The following is a 12,231-nucleotide window of genomic DNA, read 5'->3' as shown; positions in this document are numbered from 1 at the left end:
GACAGCCCAGTACGCGTCACCGCCATCAAAAGTCCGGATACGCCTTGCCGTCATGCTTGCGGCTCGTCATCGACGAACTTTTCGAAGCCGATCAGGGGTAAAGCCCGCTGTATGATCGGATCGGCCGCGAAACGCTTCTGAACCGCATGATCGGCCAAATGATTCGCGAGTGCGACGAGTATCATCGCCTGGTTCAAACATAAATAGTTGTACGCCACTTCGCCCGTGACAGGGTTCACCGCGTCGTAGAACCCGAAATCGCCGTAGATCGGATAAAGTTCGATCAGTTTACGCAAATTGGCCACGGCTTCCGAAGGTTCCGTGAGCACGGCCAGGACCGCCGCGTGGGGGGTCACCCCACCACCGCCGTAGCCCGTGGCACCGAGAACCTTTACCCCGTACTCGGCATAGCGATCACCGCCCGGCACGGAACTGGGCGACATGCCCCATACCGGATAACCAAGCGATTTCAGCGCGTAGACCCGCTGGATATCGGTATGGACCTTGCCGTTATAGCCGAGGCTGGCTGGCGCGTGCCGGGATTCATCCAGCACCAGGGAGGGCATCAGTGCCTCGAACAGGCTCCCGCCCCAGGAAGGTACATAACGGTACTCGCGCCACTGATAATAACCTCCGATCCAGCGAAAACCATTCTCGCTCCTCTCCGTACGATCCAGAGGCGGAAGCGATTGCCAGCGGAATTCCGCCGGCAGGGTGCGCGCCATGCGGAACCAATGCTCCTCCGGGACGTCGCCCTTGCCGATGGCAATCAGGCTGCCTATGCGGGATTCGGTGTAAAACAGCCCGTAATGGATGCTCGAGCGCAGCGCCATATTCATATAATACCCATGGGACATGAGCTTGTGACCCGCATCGTAAAAAAAGCCGTAGTTCTGGTGTTCGATCAGCCGGGTACAGCGGTACGCAAGTTCCGGGAACGTCTGCCGCGCGACCATGAGCCCCGCCGTCAGCCAGGCCGAATCCACGAAAGAAATGAAATTGCTGGTGCGCTCCAGGGTCGTGGTGTTGTAGTAGTTGAAATAAAAGCCCCGGTAGGTTTCCAGAGACTCCAGGGTCGCGAGCGTCGCCGCTAGCCGCTTGAGAGCCAATTCCCGAGTAATGAATCCGAGTTCGTGAGCGGATACCACGGCGAGAAAGTAAAATCCGATGTTGGTCACGCTGGTGTAATCGCCGATTTTCGAATCGGAGAGATTGACCGAGCCCTTGCCGAAGTGAACCCGATCAAGCGGCAAACCGTGCGGCTTGTCAATCAGGGCGTCGAGGCCTCGCCAGGTATCGTGGGCAATCCGAGACAGAAATTCGCGCTCATCGCAAGGCAGCGTTTTTCCGTCGACCAAGGGGGAAGCGGGCCAACCGGCGAGTCGCTCCCGCAACTTGGGGCGCGCCGCCGCTTCGCCGCCCAAAGCGTCCTCCCAAGCCTTCTTCTTTTCGGCGACAACCGGATCGCCGGTGCCGGGACCGGGTTTGCCGGTCTTGATCAGGGCGATATCGTCGACCCAATAGGCTCCCTTGTGAACGCCCATCTCGCGCGGCGGAAAACTGATGACGAAAGCGGACAACTGCTTCCAATTCCTGATACCGATCATGTAATTCAAGGGCACGACGACCCGTTTCCACTGATCGGTAATGCCGCTGACCATGAAATTGCCGACTTCCTTCATCCCGCTCCCGGCCGGTTCCGTACCGTGAAACTGCACTTCGAACTCGGGATTGAAGCCCTCGGCCGGATCACCCTTCACCCGGAAGCTCAGATGATCATAGTCCGCCGCATCCAGACCCCTCAAAGCGAGCGATGCGGCGAATTCGCCTCTGGTTTCCGGGAGGTCCACGGAATCGTCCGACGGTGGCAGCGCATAATCAACGCGAAGGGACCGTCCGGGCGCAGCGCTCGATGAACCCGGATCCAGCCGAAACGCAACACTGCCCGGCCAGCGCTTCGCAATGGCCTTCCATTCGCCTAACAACACGGCATCATCCGTGTTCCCGTCGAAATCCGCCAGGGCCAGTTTTTTCAATACCGGTTCGTCGCTCAGTGCCAGATCGCTTCCTTCAACCGAAGGAGCCATCATACCCAAGGCGATCATCAATAACAGTGGGTTGATCAGGTTCACATCTCCGCCCGCCCCTCTTCGTCTTAGCCGAGGGCAGGCTCGGATTCGAGTTTGTCCACCGACTGGATGTTCTCAATGTTGCTCAAGCACTCTCCCTTCCAAGATCCTGGATCCGCATGTTGGAAAATGGTCCGTTGCCTTTCTTGTATGCCAATTCCGAAGCATTACACAAGCACACAAATAAATTCGATCGGATATTGGCGGCTCTTCTTTATTGGATACTCTCGCGGTAGGAACGCCCGTTACCGGGCGCCCCCCCGCACAGACCCGGACGTGCGGTTTTCCCGCATCCGGTTCCTCGGTTGTACTCGCCTTCGCGACGAGCGCGTTGTTATACAAAGGCCACAGGCTCGCGCCGCCTCTCGGTTGTCCGGGGCAAAGCCACCTTTAACTTCTCCAGCGCTGCGCTGAACTGAGCCCAGTTAAAGCTGCTCCGCTTCCCACCCCGACGATTGAGCCACTTGAAGGCACACTGAATCGTCCCGGTGTAGAAACTGTTCAGCGACTGCTCATTGCTCCGCAGCCCGAAGTCGTTGTAGTGTCCCACCAACTTACGGTTCAGCTCCAGTACAAACTGGCGACCGCGTAGGTGGCGGTTGGCCCTGATCCACTCTTTCATCCGTCGCTTGGCGCTTTGCAGTTTCTTTCGCGCCGTGCGCTTCATGACCCGCAGCTCACCTCGCCAGTCCAGGCGCCAGTACAGCTCGAAGCCAAGGAACGCGAAGCGGCGAGGGAGTCCGGGGTGAAAGCGGCTGAAACGGAGGATGCGGGTCTTCTCCGGGGCCACCTGCAACCCAAACTTATGCAGGCGCTTCGGCAGCACTCGGTAGAACCGCTCGGCATCATGCGGATACTGGAAGGCGCAGACAAAGTCATCCGCGTAGCGGATGAGAATGACCTGACCGCCGCAACGTGGCTTGACCCTGCGCTCGAACCAAAGATCCAAGGCATAGTGCAAGTAGACGTTGGCCCGTATCGGCGACACGATGCCGCCTTGCGGGGTCCCGGTCACCGGGTGCAGTACCTGCCCGTCGGTGTCCAGTATGCCCGCCTTCAGCCATTTACGGATGAGGTTGAGAAAAGCCCGGTCGTCGATCCGCAGGCTCAACATTTCTTTTTTGAGCTATCTCACAAGTATCTAAGATCAGCTCCCTTGTACGCCCTTGGCTATGCGATCGCCGATCTCCTTGTCGATGTTGCGCCAGAATTCAAACACACGCTTCAGCACAGGTTCGGATACGCCGTTTTTCAGGTGCCCAACCACGTTGGATACTAGCCGGTCGCGCTGAGCGTCATCCATCACTTTGCGTATTAAGGTGCCGGCTTGACCAAAGTCGTCGTCATCCTTGCGCTTGGTGTAGGCGGCACGGATGAACTCACCGCTGGCGCTCCAGGCGGCGGCCTCGGGGTACTGTTTGGGGTCGGCTTTGGGGCCGCCCTTTGAGTTCGGTACGTAGACCGGATCGGAGACCTTCTCAATCCGCATGGCGCCACCTTTGCTGTAGCTGTGGACCGGGCTCTTTGGCCGGTTTACCGGGATCTGCTTGTAGTTGACGCCGACGCGCGCCCGGTGGGCGTCGGCGTAGGAAACCAGGCGGGCGAGGAGCATCTTGTCCGGACTCGGGCCGATGCCCGGGACGAGGTTGTTCGGCTCGAATGCTGCCTGCTCGATCTCGGTGTGAAAATCGCCGGGATTGCGGTTCAGAGTGAGCCGGCCGACCTCGCGCAGGGGGTAGTCGCTATGAGGCCAGACTTTGGTCAGATCAAACGGGTTGAACCGGTAGGCGTCGGCCTCTTTAAAGGGCATGATCTGTACCTTGAGCGTCCAGTTGGGGTAATTCCCCCGCTTGATCGCCTCGAACAGGTCGCGGCGGTGGTAGTCGGCGTCAATGCCGGCGATCTGGTCGGCCTCCTTCTGGGTGAGAGTCTCAATGCCCTGATCGGTCTTGAAGTGGTATTTAACCCAGAAGCGTTCGCCTTTGGCGCTGATCCACATGTACGTGTGGCTCGAATAGCCGTTCATGTGCCGATAGCTCCTGGGAACTCCGCGATCGCTCATGAGAATGGTGACTTGATGTGCAGACTCAGGAGACAATGTCCAAAAGTCCCACTGCATGTCGTTGTCGCGCAGGCCGCTGTCCGCACGGCGCTTCTGTGAATGAATGAAGTGCTGGAACTTCATGGGATCGCGCACGAAAAACACTGGCGTGTTGTTCCCTACCAGGTCGTAGTTGCCCTCAGCGGTGTAGAACTTGAGCGCAAAGCCGCGCACGTCCCGCCATGTATCCGGACTGCCGCTTTCGCCGGCCACCGTAGAGAACCGGGCCAGCACTTCGGTTTTCATACCCGGTTGGAACACGGCCGCCTTGGTGTAGGCGCTGATGTCCTGGGTCACTTGGAAGTATCCGAAAGCCCCCGAGCCCTTCGCGTGGGGCTGACGGTCCGGAATCATCTCCCGGTTGAAGTTGGCCATCTGCTCGATCAGGTAGTGGTCCTGCAGCAGAATCGGGCCATCCGGCCCTACGGTAAGGGAAAACTCATCGCTGGATACGGGAATCCCTGCATCGTTGGTAGTGGGTTCGTGGTCGTTATCTTTCATAAGAATACCTCCTTTCAATTCTTTCCTCTGTGGATCATCACGTTTTTCGGCGTGACTGATACGCTAACGACCAAGCTAAAGCGATGCCGACCGAGCAGCGGGTTCGGCATTGCTTGAAGCGCCGAATTAGAACCGCTATTCCTGGCGGTAAATCTCTTCGTGAATTTCGGTCACCAGAGAGTCCTCCTGAAGATCAAATTCCACATACTGTGCGTAAAGAAAGTAAAGTCCTATTCGAATCACCCTCACCCCAACCCAATCACTCCGCACGTTCCCTGTGCAGAGCCGCAAGCGGCGCTCACGCGTGCCAATTGGCCTCACCACGCGACGCTGTCACCGTTGCTTGCTTCTGAGCAGAGCGGGCTGCTGGATGCGCAATACTGGACCGCATGACCATCTACTTGTGGCCATTATTTCGACTGAGTTCGCCGCCGAGAATTCATCGGCTGTCAGACCTTCGGCCCGAATGCGTTCCACCGGACTCCCTCTGGCATACGGGGTCACACATACGGGGTCAGGTCTCACATTCCAACACAGGGCTGTTCAACGCTTGATGCCCTTGTCATTCAAGACGCGCTCCAGGTCCATCGCGTTATCGTAAAGGGCGGCGTGAATATTGGATTGGCCGTTGTGACGTAGGCGATTCAACGCGAAACGGCGGAGCTAGGCGAACACACCGGGGTTCTTGCGGATGCGGCTCGCATCCTCGCCGAGCGCGGTGTCCAGCACGTCGTGGAGCCGGTTTTCGATCCCCCAGTGCCCACGAATGGCCTCGGCCAAGGTGGCCGTCGAGGCGTCGCGGGTGACGAGGTCGTCAGCGACCGGTGCCTGACGCGGCTCAAAACAGCGGCGGCGGGGATTGAATTCCTCCACGTGACAGCGGACCTCGACCACGGCTTTGAAGGGGTCGTGCCAGGGTTCGGGACCGGTCCCTTCGGGCAGAGACCAGACCCGTGCCGTGCGTTGTTCGATGCGATTACGCCGGCCGAGGTCCACCGTGTAGGTCTGCTCGGCGTGGGGCTGCGTCTGAACAAACCGCCCGTACGGCCGCGCGTAGCTTGGGATGATTGCCTTTGAGTTGGACCAGCAGGTCGCTCCCGGTGGCGATCACGGCCTCAACCGTTTTTTTGAAGATGGAGGGCGTCGAGCGTGTACAGCCGCCCGGCCAGTCCCAGGATTTCGATGAGCCGTTGGGCGGCCTGGATTTCGTGGTCCTTGCCGGCATCCTCGATCAGCACCTGGCCCAGCACGATCCGCTCTCCGACGGCGAAGCCGCTCAGCACCTGGGCGGCCCGGCGGTCCTCGAAGCGATCCAGGCGGCCGCGCAGGGTTTTGCCATCGAGCGCGATGACGGCGGCGTCCTCGGCCAGGGGCAGCGCGTGGGCGCGAAAATGCGGGGCGATCGCCTCCACGTCCAACCCGTGCAAGGCGTAGCGGATCGAACTGTAGGCGGGCGTCCGCCGCCAGCGGCAGCCAAACGCCTCGTTCAGCCGCGCCTGATGGGTACGGATGAACGGATGAATCCGGCGGTACGAGGTCGCTCCGCTCATCACCGCCAAAATACTGAACAGCAGCCGGTGGGGAAGATCGTACAACTTCCCCTGCGCGCGACGGTGATCCGGAATCGGCGGCAGGCTTTGTTTTAACGGGGACAACGATTCACTCCGTCGGCAAATCAAAACCTTTTACCCGAATTCATAAGAATTGAACAGCCCTGCTAACAACCCCAGAAGAATTCTCTCAACTCATTGATCAATATAAGAACATAGCGATCGATGGCGTGGAGGTCGCTTGCGTTCGACCCCAAGATGAAACTGAACAGGAAAAGCATTACAGTGGAAAAAAAAGACATACGCTCAAATCCCTCGTAATCTCCGACTTTAATCGAAGGATATTGTTTTTGTGCTGCATTGTGGCAGGCAGCGTACATGACTACACACTCATGAAAGATGTCTTCACGCCGGGTTCAGCGTGGTTCGAGAAGGTCAATTTATGGCTTGACTTAGGATTTCTGGGCGTGGACAAAGATTATCAAAGTACCCAAATATATCTACCCCACAAAAAACCCAGAAAATCCAAGAAAAACCCTAATCCGACATTGACGCCTGAGCCGAAGAAACAGAACAGAAAACAAGCCGCCGCGCGGGTCATCGTTGAGCATGCCATCGGTGGCATGAAGTTCTTCCACTGCTTGATGCATCGGATTAGAAATCATCTGGATTACTTCGTGGACCACTTCTTCTAACTTTCCGCCGGGCTTTGGAACTACAAAATCTGTTGATCTATAATTACTTAACATCGGAAACAACTCTATTATTCTGCCGATTCTCACGTGTTGGAATGTGAGACCTGACCCCGTATGCCAGTGTAACTGTGGCCCTGACTGTCGGTATGCCGGAAGGTCTTGCCGTTGGCGTAATACTCGAAGCTCATGCCGTTGCCGTTCGGCCGCGTGTAGGTCTTCAGGGCATGATCGAGATTGGTGCCGTCGGCGGCGGTGTAATAGCTGTAGGTGGTCGAACCGCCACGCCGGCCCGCGACGACCTCCGGACTTTCGAACTTGACGAGATCGCCGTGGCCGTCATAGGTGTAGCGGAAGGTCCGCCCCGCCCAGTCGGTGATCCGGGTGATGTGGTGGCCGCCATTGTCGTACCAGAACCGAAGCGTCTGGCCGAGTTCCGGCCGGCACGGTACCGGCCACGTTCTCGAAATAGAAAACCAGCCCGCCCTTTTCGCGGATCGAGTATTCGCCGTTGCTTTCCCGTTTCGCGGTGACGCGAAGACCGGGCTGGGCTGTCAGGGCCGCGTTCAGGGGAACGCCGCCCAGTCTCTTTTCCCGCAACCGGCCGCCGCATTGTGCAGGTGCAACGATGCCCCTACCCGCAGAAGGCGGGTTACGCGAGTACGCTAACTCGACCCACGACCATAAACCAAACAATGAAAGCGCCATCGATGGGCACGCTGCGCTTTGCCCATCCTACGTGACTGCTATTATGGCCTCGGATCGTTTACGTGTGTCCGTAGGGTCGTACGCGGATGTGACCGGGGCGAGTCAACCTGCAGCGAACGACGCCTCGACGCCCACCGCTATTACCTGGCAACGGCTATAAAATCCGGTCCAAGCACTTCGTAAAACGTTATCCGAGCACCCGCTGAATGCCCGAACGGAAGCGCGCGCGATCAAGCTGCGGGTGCCATCGAAAGGAGACCTCCTCCAGCCGCCGCAATATTTCGCCGTCGGCAACCGCGACGCGGCGCACTCGAAACGCCCGAACGTCGGGGATTGCCGAGCTGCAACTCGATCATGGGTTACAGTTGCGTATCCTGTCTCCTCGGTCGGCCACACAGACGTCGCCGCCGACGTGGCTGCCGCCGTTAACCGTATCGTTGCCGCGAACGCCGTCGACCATATTGATCACGTCGTTTCCGGCGCCGCCGTCGACCCTATCGCTGCCCGCGCCGGCCTGGATGACATCATTGCCGTTGCCGCCACAGATACGATCGTCCCCTCCCCGGCCGTCAATCACGTCGTTTCCGGCCAGGCCGACGATCACGTCGTCACCCGGCGTTCCCCGCAAGATATCGTTGTCCGGCGTGCCGACGATCGTGGCCGGCACGCCGAAGCACGTGAACGAAGCGGGAGCATCGCTGAGGAAAAGAACCGCCCGGCCCTGGTCACGATTGCCGCTGGCATCTTGGAAAGGCGCCCCTACCACAAGGTCTGGAACGCCGTCGTCGTTCGCATCCCCAATTCCCGCCACGGATCGGCCAAAACGGGCAAGAGCTTGACGTCCTGGGTTACGGAGAACCAGGAGCTCACTGCCGTCCGCCCCGCTCGCGATAACGACCTTACCCTGCGGAGCGTCGCCGGTTTCTCTTCCGGGCACCCCCACCAGGAGATCGGGAATGCCGTCTCCGTTCACATCGTCCAATCCGGCTACGGCGGAGCCGAAGTCGGCGTGGTTCTCCGGCGTCGAGTTTTCCACCTGGTACAAAAGCTCACCGGTGGCGCCATTGAATACGAATGCCCCTCCGCTGAATACAAAATCCCCGTATTCGCCTATGGGCAGGAACGGCGCTCCCACTAACAGATCGGGAACGCCGTCGCCGCTCACGTCACCTATTCCCGCCACTGCTGCGCCCAGGAAGGCCCGCTCCTCGGGCGCCACCACATTGAGGACGTGAACGAGGCCGCCGTCGGCCCCGCTGAGAACCAGGGCTCTGCCCACGCGGCCCAGGAAAGGCATTCCCACCAGAAAGTCGGGAATGCCGTCGCCGGTGACGTCGCCCGCGCCAGCCACGGACCGGCCGAAATCGCCACCCTCGGAACGCGGGTAGTTAAGCGTCAGGATGGGACGCCCATCGGCCCCGCTGAAGACAAAAGCCCCGCCCTGCCCAGGTATGTCGGGCCCGTCTTGGCCGGGTGCACCTACCAGCAGGTCAGGAACGTCATCGCCATTGACATCGTTCGCATCGGCCACCGAGGTGCCGAACGCGGCGCCTTTCTCGGGTATCGGCGTATCCAGGCTGTAAAGGAGCCTCCCGTTGACGCCGCTGAAAACGAAGACCCGGCCCTGCCGATCGTTACCCTTCACGGTTTGCTGGGGGGCCCCTACCAGGAGGTCGGGAATGTCATCGCCATCGACATCACCCACCCCGGCCACGGCTTCGCCGAAGAGAGCGTTGGCCTGGGGCACCGGGTTGTTCACGCGGTATAGAAGACTTCGATCGGCTCCGCTCAAGACAAAGGCCCGGCCTTGGCGAGGATTGCCGTCCACGGTTTGCTCCGGCGCCCCGACCAGGAAGTCGACCTTGCCGTCTCCGTTCACATCGCCCACCCCGGCCACGGATGCTCCAAAACCCGCTTCGGCCCGAGGCGTGGGATTATTGACAACACGGGGCGTATAGGCGGGCTGGGCGTAGGCCGAGGCCACCCAGAACCCGGTCACGAGACCTAGACAGCCTTTCAACACATTCAGCCGGGGTTCAGTCCTAGGAGCATCCTTTGGGGCTAAAGCCCGATCTGTCATTTTTCCGTCCTCGCGTTTCATATTACGTCCTCGCTGTAGATATGATTGCATCGTAGCGTAAGCGTTCGGCGGTACCCGGACTTGTGGTCGCAGTGGCGAACGGTTAAGTGGTCGCTTGTTACGCCCCGGGCAGCTTGCAGTTGTGAGGAAGCAGGCTGTCGATGTCCTTCTGCTTGGTGGAAGGCAGGCGGTTGAGGACATCCTTCAGATAGGCCTCCGGATTGATGCCCAGCTCCTTGCAGGTCTGGATCAGGCTGAAGACGGTGGCGGCGACCTGGCCGCCCTTGGGCGAGCCGAGGAACAGCCAGTTCTTGCGGTCGATGGTCAGCGGGCGGATGGCCCGTTCGCTCCGGTTGTTGTCGATCTCCAGGCGACCGTCTTCGGTATAGCGCTCCAGCGCCGGCCAGTTCTTGAGGGCATAGCCGATGGCCTGGGCAGTGGGGGTCTTGGGCGCCAGCTGGCGCAGCCGGTCTTCGAGCCAGGCCTTGAACTCGGCCAGGATCGGCCGCGCCTGTTCCTGCCGTAGCTTTCGGGTGCCTTCGGCGTCGAGTTGCTGTTCTTTGGCCTCCCGTTCGATGGCGTAGAGCCGGCCGATGTACTCCAAGGCCTCATGGGCGCTGATGCGCTTGCCGTTCTCGGTCTGTCGGGCAATCTCGAAGAACTTGCGGCGCGCATGCGCCCAGCACGCCACTTCCAGGACCTTGCCCGCGGCGAAGATCTGGTCGTAACCGGCATAGGCGTCCGCCTGCAGGTAGCCGCTGTAGCCTTCCAGTTTGGCCTTGGGATGCTTGCCCGCCCGGGTTTCGGTGTGGTCATAGACGACGATGGGCGGCGAGTGGCCGGCGTATACCCAAAACCGGGTTTCCCGCGTCTTGCCGCGGTCCTGCACCGCCACAGTGGTGTCGTCCGAGAAGATCACCGGCTGTTGCTTGAGCAACGCCAGCATCCGCTCGACCAAGGGCTGCAGCTGCCAGCCGCTCTGGATGACCCAGTCGCACAACGTGGTGCGGGCAATGGGGACACCCTGGTGGGCAAAGATTTGCTCGATGCGGTACAGCGGCAGGTGATAGCCGTATTTGGCCATCAGCAGATGTGCCAGAAGACCCGGCAGAGGGATGCCCTGCTCGATGATTTGCGGCGGGGCCGGTACCGTGGTCAACTGCCCTTGGCACTTCGCGCAGGCGCACTTTTCCCGCCGCGTTTCCACGACCTTCAGTTGCGCCGGGACGTAATCCAAGCGTTCGGAGCTTTCGTAGCCGATCACCGGCCGTTCCTCACCGCAGGCAGGACACTGCCGGTCTTGTGCCGACAACGGCAATACCACGATCTCTCGCGGCAGATGCGCCGGCAGTGCGGTGCGCTTCGGTTGATTCTTGGCGGGCGATTGCACCACCACCGTCTTGAACGCCACCGGACTGGCGACGGGGGCGTCCTCGGGCACCTCATCCCACAGCGGCAGTTGGTCGATGTCGGGGAGGGTCGCCAGTCGCTCGGAACGGGCGCCGAACAGCAGCTTCTTCAGCTGCGCCAGGTCGAATTCCAGCCGTTCGATGCGCGCCTCGCGCTGGGCCAGGGTGGCCTTTAGAGTACGATTTTCTTCGGCGAGAGCGGCGGCATTCATGGCTGCCATTATACCCGGTGGACCACCCGAAAGCCCAGCTCTGATGCGGGTTTCAGGCACTTTCGACTCAGCCGACCCGACCCGCGCGAACCGCGCGGAAACGGGCCACCGTCAGGTCCACGCCTTCCAGCAACAGCAGCAGGTCCGAGCGCGAAATCGTCCCCTGAACCGGCTTGCGGAAGCGGCCGTTCTCCAGCCGCTTGTAGGCCAGCCAGAAACCGTGACGATCCCACCACAACAGCTTCACCTTGTCCCGGCCCCGGTTGAAAAACACGAACACCGCACCCGATAACGGCGAATGCCCCAGACTGCTCTCCACCGCCAGCGCCAAACCATCGATGGACTTGCGCAAATCGACCGGCTCGGCCACCACATACACCGCCGCCGCACTCAGAATCGTCGCCAGCATCACGAGACCAATGCGGCCACCACCTGCTTCAACAACCCGGCATCGAACCCCGGTTTCACCTCGATGCGAACCCCGCCCACCGACAACCACAGACCACCGACTGCTGTCTCACCGCCATCTACCCGCATCAACGTCAGTGGCGCCACCACCGCTGGCTGCGCTACGCGTCGACGCCAGTAGATGAACGCCGCATAGCTGACCGCCTCGCGCGCACACCAAGCGCGCACCGACAACCCACTCCCTGCCTGTTGCTCCAGCAGGACCCGCCAATGCATCTCTCGTTCTTGTTTCGTCATCGCCATCTCCTCCTCTTCGGGAATATGGCGATACTGTGACTCAGGCGCTAATCGGTGGGAATTATGCGGACAGCCGGACGCTTACCATCGTAGCCGCCGTTTCCCCGGCGCTTGGAATCCGTTCCGTTAGGCGTGTTTGCCTAA

General features: G+C 60.1%; 11 protein-coding genes. 1 reads left to right on the top strand and 10 read right to left on the bottom strand.

What is annotated here, in order from left to right:
* Positions 1–50: 50 nt before the first annotated feature.
* The 5 genes from sS8_RS25975 to sS8_RS25950 all read right to left on the bottom strand — a co-directional run bounded on the left by sS8_RS25975 (position 51) and on the right by sS8_RS25950 (position 6,386).
* Complete coding sequence (locus sS8_RS25975) at positions 51–2,132, bottom strand: glucoamylase family protein (protein ID WP_145986687.1); 2,082 nt, start codon at positions 2,130–2,132, stop codon at positions 51–53.
* A 331-nt stretch (positions 2,133–2,463) separates the two neighbouring features.
* On the bottom strand, positions 2,464–3,243 hold the full coding sequence (locus sS8_RS25965; RefSeq protein ID WP_119632295.1) for a reverse transcriptase domain-containing protein: 780 nt from the start codon (positions 3,241–3,243) through the stop codon (positions 2,464–2,466).
* Positions 3,244–3,276: 33 nt separating this feature from the next.
* Complete coding sequence (locus sS8_RS25960; protein ID WP_119632294.1) at positions 3,277–4,731, bottom strand: catalase; 1,455 nt, start codon at positions 4,729–4,731, stop codon at positions 3,277–3,279.
* Between the two features lie 663 nt (positions 4,732–5,394).
* Positions 5,395–5,727: a transposase family protein gene (locus tag sS8_RS25955; RefSeq protein ID WP_119632293.1), complete on the bottom strand. Its 333-nt coding sequence runs from the start codon at positions 5,725–5,727 to the stop codon at positions 5,395–5,397.
* A 119-nt stretch (positions 5,728–5,846) separates the two neighbouring features.
* The gene (locus tag sS8_RS25950) at positions 5,847–6,386 is read right to left on the bottom strand and encodes an ISAs1 family transposase (RefSeq protein ID WP_170161271.1); all 540 of its coding nucleotides are present in this window, start codon (positions 6,384–6,386) and stop codon (positions 5,847–5,849) included.
* A 59-nt stretch (positions 6,387–6,445) separates the two neighbouring features.
* Here sS8_RS25950 and sS8_RS25945 point away from each other — a divergent pair, with 59 nt between their 5' ends.
* The gene (locus sS8_RS25945) at positions 6,446–6,976 is read left to right on the top strand and encodes a transposase family protein (protein WP_119632291.1); all 531 of its coding nucleotides are present in this window, start codon (positions 6,446–6,448) and stop codon (positions 6,974–6,976) included.
* Positions 6,977–7,312: 336 nt separating this feature from the next.
* Here sS8_RS25945 and sS8_RS25940 read toward each other — a convergent pair whose 3' ends face one another.
* The 5 genes from sS8_RS25940 to tnpA form a co-directional block, all read right to left on the bottom strand.
* Entirely contained in the window at positions 7,313–7,573 is a 261-nt protein-coding gene (locus tag sS8_RS25940) for a hypothetical protein (RefSeq protein WP_119632290.1), read from the bottom strand.
* Between the two features lie 460 nt (positions 7,574–8,033).
* Positions 8,034–9,701: an integrin alpha gene (locus tag sS8_RS25935; protein WP_170161269.1), complete on the bottom strand. Its 1,668-nt coding sequence runs from the start codon at positions 9,699–9,701 to the stop codon at positions 8,034–8,036.
* A 178-nt stretch (positions 9,702–9,879) separates the two neighbouring features.
* On the bottom strand, positions 9,880–11,391 hold the full coding sequence (gene tnpC / locus sS8_RS25930; protein WP_119630943.1) for an IS66 family transposase: 1,512 nt from the start codon (positions 11,389–11,391) through the stop codon (positions 9,880–9,882).
* A 58-nt stretch (positions 11,392–11,449) separates the two neighbouring features.
* Complete coding sequence (gene tnpB, locus sS8_RS25925; RefSeq protein WP_119629772.1) at positions 11,450–11,791, bottom strand: IS66 family insertion sequence element accessory protein TnpB; 342 nt, start codon at positions 11,789–11,791, stop codon at positions 11,450–11,452.
* Positions 11,791–12,093 carry an IS66 family insertion sequence element accessory protein TnpA gene (gene tnpA / locus sS8_RS25920; protein ID WP_119627851.1) on the bottom strand — a complete coding sequence of 101 codons (303 nt, stop codon included), beginning with the start codon at positions 12,091–12,093 and terminating at the stop codon, positions 11,791–11,793. The genes tnpB and tnpA overlap by 1 nt, the downstream gene beginning before the upstream one ends.
* Positions 12,094–12,231: the final 138 nt, after the last annotated feature.

The organism is Methylocaldum marinum (genome assembly GCF_003584645.1).
GTDB lineage: Bacteria > Pseudomonadota > Gammaproteobacteria > Methylococcales > Methylococcaceae > Methylocaldum > Methylocaldum marinum.
This window is presented reverse-complemented; position numbering and strand designations above follow the sequence as displayed.

Coding starts and splice junctions, on each gene's coding strand:
- sS8_RS25965 (WP_119632295.1), bottom strand. CDS start 3,243: ATGTTGAGCCTGCGGATCGACGACCGGGCTTTTCTCAACCTCATCCGT.
- sS8_RS25960 (WP_119632294.1), bottom strand. CDS start 4,731: ATGAAAGATAACGACCACGAACCCACTACCAACGATGCAGGGATTCCC.
- tnpC (WP_119630943.1), bottom strand. CDS start 11,391: ATGGCAGCCATGAATGCCGCCGCTCTCGCCGAAGAAAATCGTACTCTA.
- tnpB (WP_119629772.1), bottom strand. CDS start 11,791: ATGCTGGCGACGATTCTGAGTGCGGCGGCGGTGTATGTGGTGGCCGAG.
- tnpA (WP_119627851.1), bottom strand. CDS start 12,093: ATGGCGATGACGAAACAAGAACGAGAGATGCATTGGCGGGTCCTGCTG.